Below are 20013 nucleotides of genomic sequence, written 5' to 3'. Positions count from 1 at the left end.
ATAATATTTTTCTTCATTCAAGAATTTTCAAAAAATAAAGAAAAGATTTCTTTATTTCAGGATTCCTTTAATGAAGTTGGTTGCTAGTATTTCTACAGTTTTGCTAATATCTGGAAAATCATTTTCTGTGATATGCATATCCATGTAGTAAAATAGGTTGTAAACTTGTAAAATATTTTGAATTTTTTCTGGAGAATAACCTTCAGTCTGCAAACGATGAGTAAAGGTTTTCACGAGAAATTGATGAAATGGATTCGTGACTTTCCCTTCTTCTGAGGAATAGTAGCTATGCAACTCATCTGCTATGGCAGGATTGTACCATTCTGCAAGGATTTTATTGGAAGAAACGAGTGCTCTGGATTGAGCAAAGAGTTGACTAATAAGATCAATCATATCAATTTCCCAATCCAGTTCTTCAATCATAGTTTGGCGAACACGGTTGTTTTCATCAATATAGATATCTAAAAAAATAGCCTCTTTACTTTCGTAATAGTTATAAAAAGATCCGACTGCCATATGAGCTTGTCTAGCAATTTCTGAAATTCCTGTCGCCTTGTATCCTTTTTTTGAAAAAACTTCATAAGCTGCGGATTTCAAAGCCTGTTTTTTGTCCAATTTGATTCACCTCTTTTCTGAATGAATATTAAATATTGTTCATTCATATCTTAACAAATCTTTTTCAGATTGTCAATTTGAAAGCTAGAACTTTTTACGGATACCACTTGATAAGGAGCTTTTCAATGTTAGAAGAGTATAGAGTGTCGTTTTAACTACACTCAAGGTTTGGAAGAATAGATATAAATTTTGGTTAAGGGGATGTATAAAAGAACTGAAATGAGGGTTGAAAAAATTAAAAATAAATGGGTAGTGCTGGCACTATGTCTGAAAATAAGGTATGATATCAATGGGGTTATTCACTATCTGTCTTTGAGCTGTTGTGACAAGGAAATGTCAAAAAAGTATTAGATACTAAGCCCTCTATTTATACTAAAGGATTTAAGACTCCTAAAATTAGCAAAGGAGAATCAGATGCACAAGATTTTATTAGTAGAAGATGATCAGGTCATTCGTCAACAGGTCGGGAAAATGCTCTCTGAATGGGGATTTGAAGTGGTTCTGGTAGAAGACTTTATGGAAGTTTTGAGTCTTTTTGTCCAGTCGGAGCCTCATCTGGTCCTCATGGATATTGGTTTGCCCTTGTTTAATGGCTATCACTGGTGTCAGGAAATTCGCAAGATTTCCAAGGTGCCTATCATGTTTCTGTCTTCGAGAGACCAGGCTATGGATATTGTCATGGCAATTAATATGGGGGCGGATGACTTTGTGACCAAGCCTTTTGACCAGCAGGTTCTTTTAGCCAAGGTTCAGGGCTTGCTACGCCGTTCCTATGAGTTTGGGCGTGACGAGAGTTTACTGGAATACGCCGGTGTGATCCTTAATACCAAATCCATGGATTTACATTATCAAGGCCAAGTCTTGAATTTGACCAAGAACGAATTCCAGATTTTACGAGTTTTGTTTGAGCATGCGGGCAATATTGTAGCGCGTGACGACCTCATGCGGGAACTTTGGAATAGTGACTTTTTCATTGATGACAATACCCTATCTGTCAATGTGGCTCGTTTGCGTAAAAAGTTGGAAGAGCAGGGTTTGGTAGGATTTATCGAGACCAAGAAAGGGATAGGGTACGGACTGAAGCATGCTTGATTGGAAACAATTTTTTCTAGCCTATCTGCGCTCCCGTAGTCGTCTGTTTGTCTATCTACTTTCTTTGACGTTTCTGGTCTTACTCTTTCAGTTTTTATTTGCCAGTTTAGGAATTTACTTTCTCTATTTTTTCCTCTTGTGTTGCTTTGTAACCATTTTATTTTTTGCTTGGGACATATTGGTAGAAATGCAGGTATATCGTCAGGAACTTCTCTATGGGGAGAGGGAAGCTCAGTCTCCTTTGGAAAGAGCCTTGGCTGAAAAATTAGAAGCGCGTGAGATGGAACTTTATCAGCAGAGGTCAGATTCAGAAAGAAAACTGACGGATTTGCTGGATTACTACACCTTGTGGGTCCATCAGATAAAGACCCCCATTGCAGCCAGTCAACTCTTAGTTGCAGAAGTGGTCGACCGCCAACTGAAGCAGCAATTAGAACAGGAAATTTTCAAGATTGACTCCTATACCAATCTAGTCTTACAGTACCTGCGTTTAGAAAGTTTTCATGATGATTTGGTCTTAAAGCAGGTTCAAATCGAGGACTTGGTTAAGGAAATAATTCGTAAATATGCTCTTTTCTTTATTCAAAAAGGCCTAAATGTCAATCTACATGACCTTGATAAAGAAATCGTGACGGATAAAAAGTGGCTGCTAGTGGTTATTGAGCAAATCATCTCAAACAGTCTCAAGTACACCAAGGAAGGTGGTCTGGAGATTTATATGGAGGGGCAAGAGCTTTGTATCAAGGATACGGGAATCGGGATAAAAAACAGTGATGTCCTCCGAGTCTTTGAACGTGGTTTCTCAGGATACAATGGCCGTTTGACCCAACAGTCCTCTGGCCTTGGCCTCTACCTCTCTAAGAAAATTTCTGAAGAACTGGGTCACCAGATTCGTATTGAGTCTGAGGTTGGAAAAGGAACGATAGTGCGGATTCAGTTTACTCAAGTGAACTTAGTCCTTGAGTGAGAAGAGACAATGAGTTTTTACCCAATCTCTTTTTGCTATATTTCAGGATATTTGAAGACTGTTTTTTACAAAACCAATAATAGAATTTTTAATACGGAATATAGTATAAATACTGGTTCAAAGTGAAGTTTTGTATGCTTTATACTTTTGTTGAGTATAAAATCTATAAACTAAGGGTGAATTACAAAAATTAATTTGAGATGAAGTGAATTGTAGACTTGGGAAATGTCTCCTATTCGATTTCAGAATGAATTGTTGATACAGGATTAAAAGAACTGCAGCTTTCTTTTTATTTTGAATGAGATAGGTGTATATAGATTTGTGTAACTGGTGTAGAACTGTTTCCAAGAATTTATTGAATGTATCGAATACACACATTCTATTGATTTTGAACCAGTTTTTAATTTCTAAATGTTATAATAGTTTTATCAAGTAAAAGGAGACTGCCATGATTGGAGACAATATAAAATTCTTACGAAAATCACATAATCTGATATAACCAGAATTTTCACGGATTGTGGGTGTGTCACGAAATAGCCTAAATCGTTAGAAAAACTGAAAAAGCTTACTTTCAATAGAAGTGTTGGAAATATTCATTTTACATCTATCAAAGAAACATGGGATAGACCTATATTTTACAAAATAGCAAATTATATTTTGAATGATAGTAAAAACTGCAGAACTTGTGTGATTTACAATTATTGCACTCAATGTCTGAGTATCGCACTATCTGAAATAAGGAATAGTAGAGATTGTTCTGAGATATGTAAAAAAACGCATTAGCAAGGAGTATCGTATATGCTACCATATCTTAAAACTATTAGATGGTATCTCTTCTTTAATTTTCTTTTTGGTGTAGTATCGAATATCTGCACAGCTTTGTTACCGTATTTCACGCAGGCATTAATCAAAGGGGATTATCAAGTAGCTCTATATGGTTACTCTATGTCAGTGGCAGGCTATTTGAGTTGTAACTATATCCAAATGATACTTGATTGGAAGCAGGGGACTATCTTTTCGACTACTTTGAAAAATGAGTGGTTTCGTTCACTTCTGGGACTCAGTCACCACGATTTCAAGCAGAAAACAGTAGCAGAGTATATTTCCTATCAATCTAATGACCTAGATTCGTTGGAAAAGGATTACCTTCCTCCATTGATGAGTTTTATCAAACAAATTTTACGTATCATCATTTACGCTTTCATTATTAGCAGAACAATTAATCCTATTGTATCACTGATTTTAATCTTTTCCACTGGAATTAGTATTCAAATTCCTAAAATCGTTGGGAAGTTGACCGCTAATCGTAGACAGGTTTACTTGAAAAAACAAGGAGATTACTATCGAACTTTGGAGGATTTGCTTATGGGACATCATTTGGTAAATAAACTAACTATGTCGCATTTTTTGAATCAACAAAAGAGTTCTCTAAAGAATTTGCAGGATAAGTATTTTAAGTATGGTTTGACAAAAATTACAGGCATCTTATTGACAGGTGTTTCTTTTGAATTCATTAGTCTTGTTCTGTTTATTTATTTAGCCTACTCTCTATCTCACCAGCAACTCGGTATTCCTGAGGTGGTGGCGAGTTTCGGATATATTAATGCTTTTTCTGAACCAATACAGGAAATCCTTTATGATTTACAAATGTTAGAGTCCGTAAAGCCTGTAATCAAGAGTTTTCAAAACATTGTTGGGAGACCCGTTTCAGTTCAAGCACCTCAACATTCTTTTGATACGATTACTTTGAAAAACATTTCCAAACAACTGGGAGAATCAAAATTGATAATTACTTCCGCTACGATTCAAAAAGGGGATAAAATTGCGCTTATTGGTAAGAATGGGTCTGGAAAAAGTAGTCTTCTCAATATTTTAAATGGAACAGATGAAGATTTTGAAGGACAAATTGTGCTAGATGGGCTTGTTTTGGACCATCTTTGGGGAAGATTCGGTATGATTCTGCAACAAGAACATACATTTATTTCAAGTTATGAAAATAATGTAACGCTATTCAATAGTTTCAATGAAAAATTCAGAGAAGAAGATTTTGAAAAAATTCCACCACAATCCCTGTCAGGTGGTCAGCAACAACGAATGTATTTAAATCGTGAGAAAAATCGTAAAAATCCATTGCTTATCCTAGACGAACCTTTCTCTGCCTTGGATACTAATCAGTTTAAAATGGAATTGGAAAGAGTTCTGGAACTACCAAGTGCCGTCATTGTTACTTTACATCGCCAAAACGAATTATTAAGTAAGTTTGACCAAGTTTGGGAAATTAAGAATGGAGAACTTGTAATTTTGAAATAGCTAAATTATAAAGAATAAAACGCATAGTATCAAGGTTCTTCTGATATCGTTTTTCTTCTTCGGATAAGGATACAAAAATTTCTTCCTTTCTCTATCTTTTAAATTAATTGATTTCTTCAGAGAAAGACTGTAAAATTTTTGATATAATGTTAAGAAGGGACTGATTCAAGACAGTCATATCTGGTCTTTCTTCCAGTCATTTTTCAAACAATATCAGTTGATAATCAGCTTAAATCAGATCTATCAGTTTGTCTATCTTTCTCTGATGGAGATCATGTCCTATCTTCACTTTGATTATTGGAAAAAACGGCTCGGTCAGGAGCTAGTATGAATAAGGAGAACAAATGAGACGTTTAAAAATGTTATGGCATATTATACAGGTTACGGGTTTTACTCGGTTTGCTCTGAGTTTTGTGACCTTTGTTTTTGGGTCAGGAGGCGTGCTTTTCCTAGTTGAACCTGCTATCACAAATTACGGAGACGGTCTTTGGTATGCTTTTGTGACTTCGACGACTGTCGGCTACGGGGATCTCCTAGCTGTGACCTTGATTGGAAGGATTACCAGTGTCTTCTTGACGATTTATGGGCTCATATTTTTTGGCTGTTTATCAGCTGTTATTATTAATTATTATACCGATTTAAATAAGGAAAGAGGAGAGGACAAATGACTGCCAATTATTCAACACGGGAATACCGTGAGAAATTATACGATGACCTTCATGTTCGATTAAGAGATACAGTGATTTTGATGTGTGCGATTTTTATTGCCTCTATCGGCCTAAATATGAATTCAACAGCTGTCATTATTGGAGCCATGCTGATTTCCCCTCTTATGACACCGATTGTTGGACTGGGGTTCGGTTTAGCTATTTTTGATACGCGTTTAATCAAGCAATCTCTAGAGGTTTTATTTACTCAAGTATTGGTTAGCTTGCTTGTCTCGGCTCTGTATTTCTGGATTTCTCCCTTATCTTATGAAAGTAGCGAATTGATTGCACGAACCTCTCCAACCATTTGGGATGTTCTTATTGCTATTGCTGGTGGGATAGCAGGTGTAATTGGGTCAAGGAAAAAAGAAGCAAACAATATCGTGCCAGGAGTAGCCATTGCAACAGCTCTGATGCCACCTATCTGTACTGCAGGATATGGTTTAGCTAATGGAAATGTACGATTTTTATTTGGAGCTCTTTATCTTTTCTTGATCAACTGTGTCTTTATCATGCTAATCAACATTGTTGGAACAAGAATTATGATGAGAAAATCTCCCTTAAGTTCATTTAAAGAGCTAAATATTAAAATGAGAATTGGATTGATATCCTTGATTGTATTATTGATTCTTCCAGCCAGCTATTCAGCAGTCACTCTGACGATAGACCAAGCGCGAAAAGAAGGAATCAAGCAGTTTGTAGGAAAAGAGTTTGCCAATCATACGGTCATTAATCAAGTCTACAAGTCAAGGGACAATGAATTGGTCTTGACGGTTGTTGGAGATCCGATTTCAGAAGAAGAATTAGAAACGCTCCACCAAAAACAAGCCTCATACGGTATTCAATCTGTTCAATTGAAAGTCAATCAAGTTCATAATTCGACAAAACTAGACAGTGATTCGACCAAGGAATTTTATGAAACCATTAACAAGTATATCGATCAAAAACTCTCTGAAAAGGATTCACAAAAAGATCTCGTAAAAGAAAATGAAGCAGACAAGGATTGAGGATATTGACCTTATCTAACTCATGAAAGCAAATCTTGTGTGGTGGTTTGGTCAATCACTACTAGCTCGGATTAAATAATACTCTTCGAAAATCAAATTCAAACCACGTCAGCGTCGCCTTACCGTACTCAAGTACAGCTTGCGGCTAGCTTCCTAGTTTGCTTTTTGATTTTCATTGAGTAAAAATATAAAAAGCAACAGCTGAAATAGTTGTTGCTTTTTAGGTATCTAGGATTTTATCCCAGGTTTTATCTCTTATTTCTCAACGCGTGATTTGTTGGCGATATCAGCAAGGATAGCTTGAACAAAGTCATCAACTGAGACAGTTTGTGTTTCTTTTTGGCCATAACGACGAACGTTGACTGTTCCGTCTTCCATTTCCTTGTCTCCAACAATCAATTGGTAAGGAATCTTGCTTGTTTGTGAAGCACGGATCTTGAACTGCATTTTTTCATTGCGCTCATCTACATCTGCACGGACACCACGGTCACGGAGTTTCTTAGCCACTTCCCAAGCGTAGTCCACGTGTTTTTCGTTAGATACTGGGATGAGGGTTACTTGGTGTGGCGCAAGCCATGTTGGGAAGGCACCCTTGTAGTTCTCAATCAAGATAGCTGTGAAGCGTTCCATAGTTGAGATAACTCCACGGTGGATCATAACTGGACGGTGCTCTTCGCCATCAGCTCCGATGTATTTAAGGTCGAAGCGTTCTGGAAGCAAGAAGTCAAGTTGGATAGTAGAAAGAGTTTCTTCTTTTCCAAGGGCTGTCTTAACTTGAATATCCAATTTTGGTCCGTAGAAGGCTGCTTCACCTTCGGCTTCAAAGTAGTCCACGCCCATTTCATCAAGAGCTGCACGAAGCATAGTTTGGGCATTTTCCCACATCTCATCGTTATCAAAGTACTTATGAGTATCTTGAGGGTCACGAAGAGAGAGGCGGAAGCGGTATTCAGTCAAGTTGAAATCTTCATAAACATCGATAATCAACTGAAGGGCACGCTGGAATTCTTCTTGGATTTGTTCTGGAGTCACAAAGAGGTGACCGTCGTTAAGAGACATTTCACGTACACGTTGAAGACCAGTAAGGGAACCAGATTTTTCGTAGCGGTGCATCATACCGATTTCAGCGATACGGATTGGCAACTCACGGTAAGAGTGAACATGATGTTTGAAGACTTGGATGTGGTGTGGGCAGTTCATTGGACGAAGGACAAATTCTTCCCCGTCACCCATGTCCATAGTTGGGAACATGTCTTCTTGGTAATGATCCCAGTGACCAGAAGTCTTGTAAAGCTCAACTGAAGCAAGTGGTGGAGTGTAAACGTGTTGGTAGCCAGAAGCCAACTCTTTGTCTACGATGTAGCGTTCCAACTCACGACGAATAGTCGCACCATTTGGCAACCAGAATGGAAGTCCTTGACCAACCTCTTGGGAAATCATGAAGAGGTCAAGCTCTTTACCAAGTTTACGGTGGTCACGTTCCTTGGCTTCTTCACGCATTTGAAGGTAGTTTTTCAAGTCTTTTTTGTCAAACCAAGCTGTACCATAGATACGTTGCATCATAGCGTTATCACTATTTCCACGCCAGTAAGCACCTGCTACATGGAGAAGGTGGAAGATTTGGATACGACCTGTTGAAGGGACGTGAGGGCCACGGCAAAGGTCTACATATTCACCCTGACGATAGATAGTCAAACCGCCTTCGTCTTCTGAGTGTTCTTCAATCAATTCCAACTTGTAAGGGTCATTTTTGAAGATTTCACGTGCCTCGTCTTTAGTAACTTCTTCACGGATTGATGGGAAGTTTTCTTTGACGATTTTTTGCATTTCTTCTTCGATACGAGGAAGGTCTTCGTTAGAGATTTGACCAGCTGTGTTGTCAGTATCGTAGTAGAAACCATCTTCGATGGCTGGACCAACTCCCAAGTGAATGTCTGGGAACAGACGACGAGCTGCTTGGGCGAACAAGTGAGCAGCTGAGTGACGCAAGATTGGAAGGGCATCTTCGTGATCAGGTGTCACGATTTCGATACTTCCATCTTCAGTGATAGCACGAGTAGTGTCGATGAGTTTGCCGTTGAATTTACCAGCCAAGGCCTTTTTAGCTAGGGAATTGCTGATAGATTGGGCAATTTCAAAAGTTGTAACGCCAGATTCGAATTCACGAACAGCGCCATCTGGGAAAGTAATGTTAATCATGATGTTCTCCTTACTTATATTATTGACGAATGTGTTAACCCTATTCTGAAAACAGGGACAGAGGATTGTGAAAGCCAGAAAAACAAAAAGCGACATCCTCGAAAGGACGTCGCAACGTGGTTCCACCTTCATTTATGTACCTCAAAAGAGAGGGACACCTCTGATTGGCTCTAACGTGGCCACCGTTTTATGTTTTCATAAAAACTCAAGAGTAGTATCAGTTTAGGCTTTCTATGCGTTCTCAGCAACCACGCACTCTCTAGTAGAAAGGGACTAAGTGACTTGTCTCTATGGATTATTATAGCATGATTGTGAGATTTTTCAAGGATTTTGTGAAAGTTTTTTGTTTTTCATCTTTTGTAGAATATGCTTGATACCAATACCGGAAGCCATGCCCACCAGAGCCAAGGTTTCATAGATTAGCAAGTAAATTAGTATAAACTCACCAAAAGTTATGATAGTAAAGCAAAAGAGCAGTCCGTTACCAATTAACCACCAAAGTGAGAAACGGAAACGGTAGCTATAAAGTAGCGATACAATCAAGATTACCAGAGGTGTAAAGAAGAGAATATTATTTACGTAGAGACTCTTGAGAAAAAGGGGGTCAGAAACAACTAGCAAGAACAACTCATAAAGTGGCCAATAAAAGAAAAATATGACCAGATAGTAGGGGAGATGGGAATAGAATCTAGGCATGATAATCACCTCGTTTTAAAAACAGATAACTTAGATCTCTTGCTATGATTATTATAGCATGTTTAAAACAAGAAAGTAAATCTGTTGACAAAGAAGTTAGTTATTGGTAGAATAGGGATTGTCGTAAAGACAAATAACTTCTTCTTGGTTGCAGGCATGCCAACCTGTCACTCGGATGAAGCCAAATAAAAAGGAGAAACATCATGGCAATCTCAAAAGAGAAAAAAAATGAAATCATTGCACAATATGCACGTCACGAAGGTGATACAGGTTCAGTAGAGGTTCAAGTTGCTGTCCTTACTTGGGAAATTAACCACCTTAACGAACACATCAAACAACACAAAAAAGACCACGCTACTTACCGTGGATTGATGAAAAAAATCGGTCGCCGTCGTAACTTGCTTGCATACTTGCGTAAAAACGACGTTAACCGTTACCGTGAGTTGATCAACTCTCTAGGACTTCGTCGCTAATCTTGCGTCTAAACCGTTTCTATACTTCGTTGGCTTCGGCTCGATGTACCATTAGTACAATCTTCGCCTCGTCGCCTAGTCTATAAACGGTTTATCCAGCAAGACTGGAGCTCTCTGATTTTCAGAGGGCTTTTTACGTTGTCACCTTACCTCGATATACTCAAGTATTATCTTCGGTTACGGTTCCTAGCACTGTAAGGTAAAATAAACCAGATCTTCTCCCTTCGGGGAGATTTTTTTTTGTTTCACTGAACGTTTCGTACGATCTTCGCCTCGTCGCTAGTCTATAAACGGTTTATCCAGCAAGAATCATGATGCTAAGGGCGTAAGAAATCCGTATGAAAATAGGGAAAGGACACCGTGTTCGATGAACACAAGGAGTTCCATCTTTTTCATTAGGATTTTAGCCTGAGCTCAAATCAGCTCTCTGACTTCAGAGGGCTTTTTTATTGAGGTTTTATCGGTCACAATTTTGGAGACTACAAAAAACTTAAATGGCATCAGCTAATTACACCATAAAGGTGCGCAGCTACTCGGAGAGCCCACACTTTACGAAGTAAAGTATAGTATGTTATACTTTACATGGAAGTAGTCACCGAATTCCAGTTAGAAATTACTTTGTAACTACGTTTTGAGGAGGAGTAAAATGCTTTCCTATGTTCGAAATTACCCACTAGCGATAGCTAAATTAATGTGTCTGTGCTCTCCTAAAATCTGCTGATTTATTACTGACTAATATAGGAGGGTTTTTTATGGGACAGACAATCATATCTGCTATTGGTGTTTATATTTCCACCAGTATCGATTATTTAATTATTTTATTTATTTTATTTGCACAGCTATCACAGAATAAACAAAAATGGCATATTTATGCGGGGCAATATCTAGGCACAGGCTTACTTGTAGGGGCGAGTTTAGTTGCTGCTTATGTCGTTAATTTCGTGCCTGAAGAATGGATGGTTGGATTGCTTGGTTTAATCCCTATCTATTTAGGGATTCGCTTTGCAATTGTTGGAGAAGGTGAGGAAGAAGAGGAAGAAATTATTGAAAGATTAGAACAAAGCAAGGCAAATCAACTGTTTTGGACAGTTACATTGCTGACAATTGCATCTGGCGGAGATAATTTAGGTATTTATATACCTTATTTTGCTTCGTTAGATTGGTCACAGACCCTCGTGGCGTTGCTTGTGTTTGTAATCGGCATAATTATCTTATGCGAGATTAGTCGGGTGTTATCCTCTATTCCCTTAATATTCGAGACAATTGAAAAATACGAGCGAATCATTGTGCCCTTAGTATTCATTCTACTTGGACTATATATCATGTATGAAAATGGCACGATAGAGACTTTTCTGATCGTGTAGATTTTTTTGTTTCACTAGGATTTTAGCCCGGGCTCAAATCAGCTCTCTGATTTTCAGAGGGCTTTTTACGTTGGCACCTTACCTCGATATATTCAAGTATAATCTTCGGTTACGGTTGCTAGCACAATAAAACCAACTATATTCATTTGTTCTCATCTTGTTCCATTGTTGAAAATATGGTATACTTTTCATGAGAATTTTCTAAATTTTTAAGATTCTATCAAAGGAGGTTTGCATGCTTTCCAAATTTTCTGGAAGCCGACAAGACCAGCAATTTGTGTTACTTTTAGTTATTTTGCTAGCTATTTTAGGGATTTCTCTCTTTCTAGCAGTTTCAATGGGATCTGTTGCGATTGATCTAGGAGATACCTATCGGATTATTTTGAGCAGGTTGGGATTTCCTCTTGAGATAGGAGAGGTTTCCAAGTCTACTCTTGCCATTGTATGGAACATGAGATTTCCCCGAGTATTGTTAGGTCTGATAGTAGGAGCAGGTCTTTCTATGTGTGGTAGCGTGATGCAGTCTACAGTGAACAACCCCATCGCAGAGCCTTATGTCTTAGGAATATCTGCGGGTGCAACTCTAGGGGCAACCTTGAGCATCATTCTTGGTTTAAAAGTGATGATTAGTCTTGGAGCTTTTCTTGGAGCTATTTTGGCAACCATTGCTGTCCTCATCATTGCCTCTATGCAGGGAAGGATGACGACTGCTAGTCTGATTTTATCAGGAACGGTGGTCAACGCTCTCTTTCTGGCTTTTTCAAACTTTATTATCTCAGTTGGCGCTAATGCGGATAGTGTGATGACCATTAAGTTTTGGACCATGGGCTCGCTTGCAGGGACTACCTGGTCTGACTTATTCTTGCCAACTATGGTAGTAGGAATAGCCTTTCTATTTTTCTCTACTCAGTATCGTGTTTTCAATGCGATGATGATGGGAGATGAGGCTGCTTTAACTTTGGGGATTCCCTTACACTTTTATTGGTATCTTTATGTGACCATGGTGGCTGTGCTAACAGCAGTATTAGTGGCAACCTGTGGGATTATTGGATTTGTCGGTCTGATTACTCCACATTTAGCTCGAGGGTTAGTAGGAACGAATTACAAGAGGCTTTTTCCTGTTGCAACCTTGCTGGGTGCTCTCTTTGTCATCTGGGCAGATGTACTCTCTCGTATCATCATTAAAAATGCTGAGTTGCCTATTGGTATTTTCACAGCCTTAGTAGGTGCTCCCTTCTTTATCTACATTGTTGGAGGTAGGCGAAGGGAGGTGAGGGTCTGATATGGACTTGATTTGTCAAGATGTCCATTTTGGACTAGGAGAGAAAAAAATCCTCAAAGGAGTCTCTCTTAAGGTTGAAGGGAATCAATTTCACACGATATTAGGGCCAAATGGAAGTGGAAAAACCAGCCTGCTTAAACTCCTCTATCGTCAGGAAAAGGCGGACAAAGGCTTGATAAGCCTAGATGGAAAGCCTCTGGAACAATGGAGGCTCAAAGAAACAGCCAAGCAAATGGCAGTTGTGACCCAGTTTAATCAATTGCAGTTTGATTGTACAGTTGAGGAAATCGTCTTGCTGGGAAGAACTCCCCACCTCTCTTTTCTACAAAAGGAAAGGGAAAGGGATTATGCGCTCGTTCAAGATGCCCTCGTTAAGGTGGATATGCTCGAGAAGAAAACTCGTCTCTATTCGTCCCTGTCAGGAGGAGAGAAACAGCGAGTCTTGTTAGCTCGCGCCTTGGCGCAAGAACCGACTCTCTTGCTCCTAGACGAGCCAACCAACCATCTGGATATCAAGTATCAGCTAGACTTGTTAGCCATTGTAAAGGAACTCAAGATCAATGTTCTAGCTGTCCTGCATGATATTCAACTTGCTTGTCGCTATTCGGATTATCTCTATCTGATGAAAGAGGGAGAAATCCTTTACCAAGGGACTCCAAAGGAGACCATCACCCCGGAGTCATTGCAAACTGTATACGGAGTTCAAAGTCAGGTTACTTGGACCGAGGACCAGCAAGCCATGATTCACTATTTATAAGAATGAAAAGGAAAACAAGATGAAAAAAACACTCAGTATTTTACTCATAACAGTAGCTACTCTAACCATGGCAGCTTGTGGTAATACTACTACAGAAAAAACTACCACACAGTCTAGCACAGAGACAAGTCAAAAGGTTAAAGCAGAGACGACTTATCCGTTAACGGTTAAGACCTATGATGCTAAAGGAAATGAAGTCGAACAAGTCTTTGACAAGGCACCTGAAAAAGTTATCACCAACAATCTTTCAACCACTGAAATCTTATTGGAGTTGGGGTTGAAGGATAAAATTGTTGGCATGCTCAATCCAGACAATGCTGTGACGGACAAATACAAGGACGCGATTGCGACTATTCCTCAAATTGGGGATAAAAAAACAGTCTCACAAGAGACAGTCCTTTCTTATGAGCCAGACGCTGTGATGGGTCGAAACATGATGTTTTCTGAAAAATCCTTGGGGACAGTTAGCACTTGGAATGAAAACAAAATCCCAGTTTATACGCAAAAAGCTTCTCTCTCAACAATTCAGCAAGATTTGGGGAATATCGTAGAAGATGTCAAAAATCTTGGAATGATTTTTAATGTGCAGGACAAGTCCAATGAATACGCAGCCCAATTACAAACTAAAATTGACGCTGTTAAGAAAGCAAACACAGTAAGTCAAGGTGAAAAGAAAAAGGCTTTGATTATGGTTGCTTATAATGATGAAACCTTCGGTGCCTACAAGTCTGCTTTGCAAGAAAGTTTGCTGAACCAACTTGGTTATACAAACGTTGCTACGGGGACATCAGGCTTGACCTTGGAAAATCTCGTGTCAATGGATCCTGAATTGATTATCTATGTAACCAGCGATCGCAATAAAAAATTGGATGAAAAAGCAGTAGAGTTGATGAAGGCAAATGCTGTTTTGGAAAGCGTTCCTGCTATTAAGAATCAAAAAATCATGACCATCTCTTACGATGAGTTGATGGATTATGGTCCAGCAGTGATTGATTCCCTTGAGAAAATCAATGACTTTATCAATAAATAATGAGTTTGATTGGGAAGGAATTCAAGTCAAAATCAGCCTTCCTTCTAACTACGATCCCAATCAAACCTATCCGGCTATTTTATTGAATGATGGAAACTTGGATTTCCTATCGTCCCTTTCCGAATCTGCGATTTTAGTGGGCTTGACCTCTAAAAATCGCCTAGATGACTACACTCCCTGGGCGACATCGGCTCTGAGAGATGGAGCTCCAGATTTTGGAGGTCAGGCCAAGGTCTATCATGATCATTTGTTTGGAGGTTTTTTGGACAAGTTGCAGTCGCTTTATCGCCTGGACGAAACTCGCCTTGCTTATGGAGGTTATTCACTAGGTGGTTTGGCGGCAGTCTACAGTCTTTTCGGCTTTGACAAGATTTCCTGTGTCTTTTCCATCTGCGGTTCCTTTTGGTATCCTGATTTTGTGACTTACTGCAAGGCAGAGACAGTGAAAAATCTAGACTGTTTGCTGTATTTACAGAACGGTCAAACAGAAGGAACCTATCATACTAATCGCTTGGCTCAAGCACCAGTCTATGCTGAGCAGATTCATATCAGTCTTCAGAAATGCTATCCGAACGGCCAGTTTGTCTTTGATCCTTATGGACACCATGAACAAGTAGCTGAGCGATTTCTAGCTTTTTCCAGTTGGTTGGCCCAAAAATGGAAAATCGAATAAAAGATTTATCCCTTGGCAAAAGCCAAGGGATTGTTGTATTTGTTTAACCAAGGTTTTCTCTCTTTTTATCTGGATTCCATACGAAGCTTGCGATAAAGCTAAAGATGATGGTTAGGATAGCGAGGATAATCGCAAGGATAAGGGCAGGGATACGGATAAACCACCAGAGTGGGTTTGGTTTTTTATCATTGTGCCATTGTTTCGTTTCTTCGTCCAAACGTTGAAATTCTACTTGGATGCGATTGGCGACTGTTTCAATGCCTTCATCATTCATTTTCTTGATATCTGAGATATCGATTGGATTTCCAAAGTTCATATCGACACGCTCACGGCTAACCAAGCCTTTCAAGGTCATAGGACCTGTGTAGGTAACCGGCATAATACGGACCTTGGCCATTTTGGCAATCAGGGCAACTCCACCCTTGACATCGTTTGAGTGACGGCTCCCACTTGGAAACATGATGAGAGAGCGATCACTTTTTTTGAGAACATTGATAGGGTATTTGATGGCTGAGGCGCTAGGATTTTCCCGGTCGATAGGAAAGGCACCACACATACGAATCCACCAACCAAAGATACGGTTAGTAAAGAGTTCTTTTTTGGCCATAAAGATAAACTGTTTTGGCTTGGTTGCAAAGGCCATGTAAACAGGATCCCACCAAGTGCGGTGAGGCGCAACCAAAATATAATTTTCATCTTGATTAGGAATTTTATCAGTATTATGATAGTGGGCATTGCCATTGATGGACCATAGGAGCAAGACAACCAATCCACGTAAATAAGTATAAAACATGCGATCTCCTTCGATTATTTTCTTGTTATTATTATACCTTATCAAAGGAGGGCTGGCAAACTTTTTCCATTTGTAATAAGTATATTTAGGATGAGATTAGTATTCTATCATAAAAAATGATATGATAGAATTTATGGATAAAAATAAGATTATGGGATTAACCCAAAGAGAAGTCAAGGAAAGACAGGCTAAGGGCTTGGTCAATGATTTTACTGCATCGGCCAGTACTAGCACTTGGCAAATCGTTAAACGAAATGTCTTTACCCTTTTTAACGCTTTGAACTTTGCCATTGCTTTGTCCCTTGCCTTTGTGCATGCTTGGAGTAATTTGGTCTTTTTTGCCGTTATCTGCTTTAACGCTTTTTCTGGGATTGTGACCGAGCTGCGGGCTAAACACATGGTGGACAAGCTCAATCTCATGACCAAGGAAAAGGTCAAGACTATTCGTGATGGTCAGGAAGTTGCTCTTAATCCGGAAGAATTGGTGCTAGGAGATATCATTCGTCTGTCTGCAGGAGAGCAGATTCCCAGTGATGCCTTGGTTTTGGAAGGCTTTGCGGAAGTCAATGAAGCCATGTTGACGGGGGAAAGTGATTTGGTGCAAAAGGAAGTTGATACCTTGCTTTTGTCAGGAAGTTTCCTAGCTAGTGGGTCAGTTTTAGCTCAAGTTCACCATGTCGGTGCAGACAACTATGCTGCCAAGCTCATGCTGGAAGCCAAGACCGTGAAACCAATCAACTCTCGTATCATGAAATCGCTGGACAAGTTGGCTGGTTTTACTGGGAAAATTATCATTCCTTTTGGTCTAGCTCTCTTGCTAGAAGCCTTGATTTTAAAAGGCCTGCCTCTCAAGTCATCCGTTGTAAACTCGTCGACAGCCCTTCTAGGAATGTTGCCCAAAGGAATCGCCCTTTTGACCATTACTTCGCTCTTGACAGCGGTGATTAAGTTGGGCTTGAAAAAGGTCTTGGTGCAGGAGATGTACTCTGTTGAGACCTTGGCGCGCGTGGATATGCTCTGTCTGGACAAGACGGGCACCATCACCCAAGGAAAGATGCAGGTGGAGGCTGTTCTTCCACTGACGGAAACTTACGGTGAAGAGGCTATTGCCAGCATCCTGACAAGCTATATGGCCCATAGTGAGGATAAGAATCCAACTGCCCAAGCTATTCGCCAGCGATTCCAAGGCCAAGTAGCCTATCCTATGCTCTCTAATCTTCCCTTCTCCAGCGACCGCAAGTGGGGAGCTATGGAATTGGAAGGTTTGGGGACAGTTTTCTTAGGGGCGCCTGAGATGTTGCTGGACTCAGAAGTCCCTGAAGCCAGAGAGGCCTTGGAGAGAGGTTCACGTGTCTTGGTCTTAGCTCTCAGTCAGGAGAAATTAGACCATCACAAACCACAAAAACCATCTGATATTCAGGCTCTAGCCTTGCTGGAAATCTTGGACCCTATTCGAGAAGGAGCAGCTGAGACGCTGGACTATCTCCGTTCTCAGGAAGTGGGCCTCAAGATTATCTCTGGTGACAATCCAGTTACGGTGTCCAGTATTGCCCAGAAGGCTGGTTTTGCGGACTACTACAGCTATGTAGATTGCTCGAAAATTACGGATGAGGAATTGATTGCTATGGCGGAGGAGACTGCGATTTTCGGACGTGTTTCCCCTCATCAAAAGAAACTCATCATCCAAACGCTGAAAAAAGCGGGTCATACAACGGCTATGACAGGGGATGGAGTTAATGATATCCTGGCCCTTCGTGAGGCGGATTGTTCTATCGTGATGGCTGAGGGAGATCCTGCGACTCGTCAGATTGCTAATCTGGTTCTTTTGAACTCTGACTTTAATGATGTTCCTGAGATTCTATTTGAAGGTCGTCGCGTGGTCAATAACATTGCTCATATCGCTCCGATTTTCTTGATAAAGACCATCTATTCCTTCCTGTTAGCAGTCATCTGTATTGCCAGTGCTTTACTAGGTCGGTCTGAGTGGATTTTGATTTTCCCCTTCATTCCAATCCAGATTACCATGATTGACCAGTTCGTGGAAGGTTTCCCACCATTCGTTCTGACTTTTGAACGAAATATCAAACCTGTTGAGCCAAACTTCCTCAGAAAATCTATGCTTCGTGCCCTACCAAGTGCACTCATGGTCGTCTTCAGCGTCCTGTTTGTAAAAATATTTGGAAGTAGCCAAGGTTGGTCTGAGTTAGAAATCTCAACCCTCCTCTATTATCTACTTGGATCTATTGGTTTCTTATCCGTATTTAGAGCCTGCATACCATTCACCCTCTGGCGTGTCCTCTTGATTGTCTGGTCAGTAGGAGGCTTCCTAGCCACAGCTCTCTTCCCAAGAATCCAAAAACTGCTTGAAATTTCGACATTAACAGGACAAACATTGCCTGTCTATGGTGTCATGATGTTGGTCTTTACCGTGATTTTCATCCTGACTAGTCGCTATCAAGCCAGAAAATAAAGAAAGACTGCAATCTGTGGATTGTGGTCTTTTTTGGGTGCAAGATAGCTAGCTGAAATGTGGTATAATAAGAGGGAATAGAGTTTGGAAAGTGAGAGAAGATGATTTCAAAGAGATTAGAATTAGTGGCTTCCTTTGTGCCACAGGGAGCCATTTTACTAGATGTGGGAAGTGACCATGCTTATCTGCCTATCGAGTTGGTCGAAAGAGGCCAAATCAAAAGTGCCATTGCGGGTGAGGTGGTGGAAGGCCCCTATCAGTCTGCGGTCAAAAATGTTGAGGCGCACGGTCTAAAAGAGAAAATCCAAGTCCGTTTAGCAAATGGCTTGGCAGCCTTTGAAGAGGCAGATCAGGTATCTGTCATCACCATTGCTGGCATGGGAGGTCGTTTGATTGCTAGGATTTTAGAAGAAGGCTTGGACAAGCTAGCTAATGTAGAGCGTTTAATCCTCCAACCCAATAATCGTGAAGATGATTTGCGTATCTGGCTACAAGAGAACGGATTTCAGATTGTAGCTGAAAGCATCTTAGAAGAAGCTGGCAAGTTTTACGAGATTTTGGTAGTGGAAGCAGGACAAATGAAGTTATCAGCCAGTGATGTCCGCTTTGGTCCTTTTTTGTTTAAAGAGGTCAGTCCAGTCTTTGTCCAAAAATGGCAAAAAGAAGCTGTTAAACTAGAGTTTGCCCTCGGACAAATCCCAGAAAAAAATTTGGAGGAACGTCAAGTTCTAGTAGATAAAATTCAAGCCATCAAGGAGATGCTCCATGTTAGCAAGTGAAGTAATTAACGCATATGAAGCCTTTTGCCCTCAGGAATTTTCAATGGAGGGAGACAGTCGTGGTCTGCAAATTGGCACTTTAGACAAGGATATCCAAAGGGTCATGGTGGCTCTGGATATCCGTGAAGAAACGGTGGCTGAAGCCATTGAAAAGGGTGTGGACTTGATTATTGTCAAGCACGCGCCGATTTTCCGTCCTATCAAGGATTTGGTCGCCAGCCGTCCACAAAATCAGATTTACATTGATCTCATCAAGCATGACATTGCAGTTTATGTCAGCCATACCAATATTGACATCGTTGAAAATGGTCTCAATGATTGGTTTTGCCAGATGCTAGGAATCGAGGAGACAACTTATCTTCAGGAGACGGGTCCTGAACGTGGAATTGGACGTATTGGGAATGTTCAGCCTCAGACTTTTGGGGAATTGGCCCAGAATGTCAAGCAAGTCTTTGGTTTAGATAGTCTTCGATTGGTGCATTATCAAGAGACTGATTTACAGAAGCCTATTTCAAGAGTGGCCATCTGTGGTGGCAGCGGGCAGTCTTTCTATAAGGATGCTTTGGCAAAGGGGGCAGATGTTTATATCACTGGTGATATTTACTACCACACTGCCCAGGATATGCTGTCTGATGGGTTACTGGCATTGGACCCAGGTCACTATATTGAAGTGCTTTTTGTGGAAAAAATTGCAGCACTCCTTAGTCAATGGAAAGAGGAAAAAGGCTGGACAATCGATATTGTACCTAGTCAAGCATCGACCAATCCTTTCCACCATATCTAGTTAGAAAGTGAAAAC

Annotated in this window: 18 protein-coding genes; 14 read left to right on the top strand and 4 right to left on the bottom strand. The window is 40.2% G+C overall.

Going from position 1 to position 20013, the window contains the following annotated elements:
• Window positions 1-51 precede the first annotated feature (51 nt).
• On the bottom strand, window positions 52-621 hold the full coding sequence (locus tag ACAM22_RS06880; RefSeq protein ID WP_369607020.1) for a TetR/AcrR family transcriptional regulator: 570 nt from the start codon (window positions 619-621) through the stop codon (window positions 52-54).
• 408 nt (window positions 622-1029) lie between these two features.
• Between ACAM22_RS06880 and ACAM22_RS06875 the strand changes: the two genes are divergently transcribed.
• The 5 genes from ACAM22_RS06875 to ACAM22_RS06855 all read left to right on the top strand — a co-directional run bounded on the left by ACAM22_RS06875 (window position 1030) and on the right by ACAM22_RS06855 (window position 6698).
• Window positions 1030-1707 carry a response regulator transcription factor gene (locus ACAM22_RS06875; RefSeq protein ID WP_000548991.1) on the top strand — a complete coding sequence of 226 codons (678 nt, stop codon included), beginning with the start codon at window positions 1030-1032 and terminating at the stop codon, window positions 1705-1707.
• Complete coding sequence (locus tag ACAM22_RS06870; RefSeq protein ID WP_369606572.1) at window positions 1700-2674, top strand: sensor histidine kinase; 975 nt, start codon at window positions 1700-1702, stop codon at window positions 2672-2674. Before ACAM22_RS06875 ends, ACAM22_RS06870 begins: the two co-directional genes overlap by 8 nt.
• Before the next feature lie 798 nt (window positions 2675-3472).
• Entirely contained in the window at window positions 3473-4984 is a 1512-nt protein-coding gene (locus ACAM22_RS06865) for an ATP-binding cassette domain-containing protein (RefSeq protein WP_369606571.1), read from the top strand.
• 344 nt (window positions 4985-5328) lie between these two features.
• Window positions 5329-5652, top strand: a complete 324-nt coding sequence (locus tag ACAM22_RS06860; protein ID WP_001253404.1) for a potassium channel family protein — start codon at window positions 5329-5331, stop codon at window positions 5650-5652.
• A complete protein-coding gene (locus ACAM22_RS06855) occupies window positions 5649-6698 on the top strand; it encodes a DUF389 domain-containing protein (protein WP_261074505.1) in 1050 nt (349 codons plus the stop codon). Before ACAM22_RS06860 ends, ACAM22_RS06855 begins: the two co-directional genes overlap by 4 nt.
• Window positions 6699-6953: 255 nt before the next feature.
• On the opposite strand, the gene thrS is transcribed toward ACAM22_RS06855, so the two are convergent.
• On the bottom strand, window positions 6954-8897 hold the full coding sequence (gene thrS / locus ACAM22_RS06850; RefSeq protein WP_023945494.1) for a threonine--tRNA ligase: 1944 nt from the start codon (window positions 8895-8897) through the stop codon (window positions 6954-6956).
• A gap of 321 nt (window positions 8898-9218) precedes the next feature.
• Window positions 9219-9593 carry a hypothetical protein gene (locus ACAM22_RS06845; protein WP_369606570.1) on the bottom strand — a complete coding sequence of 125 codons (375 nt, stop codon included), beginning with the start codon at window positions 9591-9593 and terminating at the stop codon, window positions 9219-9221.
• Window positions 9594-9796: 203 nt separating this feature from the next.
• Between ACAM22_RS06845 and rpsO the strand changes: the two genes are divergently transcribed.
• From rpsO to ACAM22_RS06815, 6 genes are all read left to right on the top strand, one after another.
• The gene (gene rpsO / locus ACAM22_RS06840) at window positions 9797-10066 is read left to right on the top strand and encodes a 30S ribosomal protein S15 (RefSeq protein ID WP_001018251.1); all 270 of its coding nucleotides are present in this window, start codon (window positions 9797-9799) and stop codon (window positions 10064-10066) included.
• A 752-nt stretch (window positions 10067-10818) separates the two neighbouring features.
• Window positions 10819-11430: a CadD family cadmium resistance transporter gene (locus tag ACAM22_RS06835; RefSeq protein ID WP_000531716.1), complete on the top strand. Its 612-nt coding sequence runs from the start codon at window positions 10819-10821 to the stop codon at window positions 11428-11430.
• Between the two features lie 235 nt (window positions 11431-11665).
• Complete coding sequence (locus tag ACAM22_RS06830) at window positions 11666-12712, top strand: FecCD family ABC transporter permease (RefSeq protein ID WP_369606569.1); 1047 nt, start codon at window positions 11666-11668, stop codon at window positions 12710-12712.
• A 1-nt stretch (window position 12713) separates the two neighbouring features.
• Window positions 12714-13469, top strand: a complete 756-nt coding sequence (locus ACAM22_RS06825; RefSeq protein WP_369606568.1) for an ABC transporter ATP-binding protein — start codon at window positions 12714-12716, stop codon at window positions 13467-13469.
• A gap of 19 nt (window positions 13470-13488) precedes the next feature.
• On the top strand, window positions 13489-14499 hold the full coding sequence (locus ACAM22_RS06820) for an ABC transporter substrate-binding protein (protein ID WP_369606567.1): 1011 nt from the start codon (window positions 13489-13491) through the stop codon (window positions 14497-14499).
• A complete protein-coding gene (locus tag ACAM22_RS06815) occupies window positions 14480-15172 on the top strand; it encodes an alpha/beta hydrolase-fold protein (RefSeq protein WP_369606566.1) in 693 nt (230 codons plus the stop codon). Before ACAM22_RS06820 ends, ACAM22_RS06815 begins: the two co-directional genes overlap by 20 nt.
• Before the next feature lie 43 nt (window positions 15173-15215).
• Here ACAM22_RS06815 and ACAM22_RS06810 read toward each other — a convergent pair whose 3' ends face one another.
• Window positions 15216-15965 (bottom strand): lysophospholipid acyltransferase family protein, encoded by a 750-nt coding sequence (locus tag ACAM22_RS06810; RefSeq protein WP_369606565.1) that lies wholly within the window; start codon window positions 15963-15965, stop codon window positions 15216-15218.
• Between the two features lie 133 nt (window positions 15966-16098).
• Between ACAM22_RS06810 and ACAM22_RS06805 the strand changes: the two genes are divergently transcribed.
• The 3 genes from ACAM22_RS06805 (at window position 16099) to ACAM22_RS06795 (ending at window position 19998) form a co-directional block, all read left to right on the top strand.
• Window positions 16099-18435, top strand: coding sequence for a cation-translocating P-type ATPase (locus tag ACAM22_RS06805; RefSeq protein WP_369606564.1), 2337 nt, complete (start codon window positions 16099-16101; stop codon window positions 18433-18435).
• A 101-nt stretch (window positions 18436-18536) separates the two neighbouring features.
• Window positions 18537-19214: a tRNA (adenine(22)-N(1))-methyltransferase TrmK gene (locus ACAM22_RS06800; protein WP_369606563.1), complete on the top strand. Its 678-nt coding sequence runs from the start codon at window positions 18537-18539 to the stop codon at window positions 19212-19214.
• Window positions 19201-19998, top strand: a complete 798-nt coding sequence (locus ACAM22_RS06795) for a Nif3-like dinuclear metal center hexameric protein (protein WP_369606562.1) — start codon at window positions 19201-19203, stop codon at window positions 19996-19998. Before ACAM22_RS06800 ends, ACAM22_RS06795 begins: the two co-directional genes overlap by 14 nt.
• Window positions 19999-20013: the final 15 nt, after the last annotated feature.

Source organism: Streptococcus sp. SN-1 (assembly GCF_041154385.1).
Classification (GTDB): domain Bacteria; phylum Bacillota; class Bacilli; order Lactobacillales; family Streptococcaceae; genus Streptococcus; species Streptococcus mitis_CT.
This window is presented reverse-complemented; position numbering and strand designations above follow the sequence as displayed.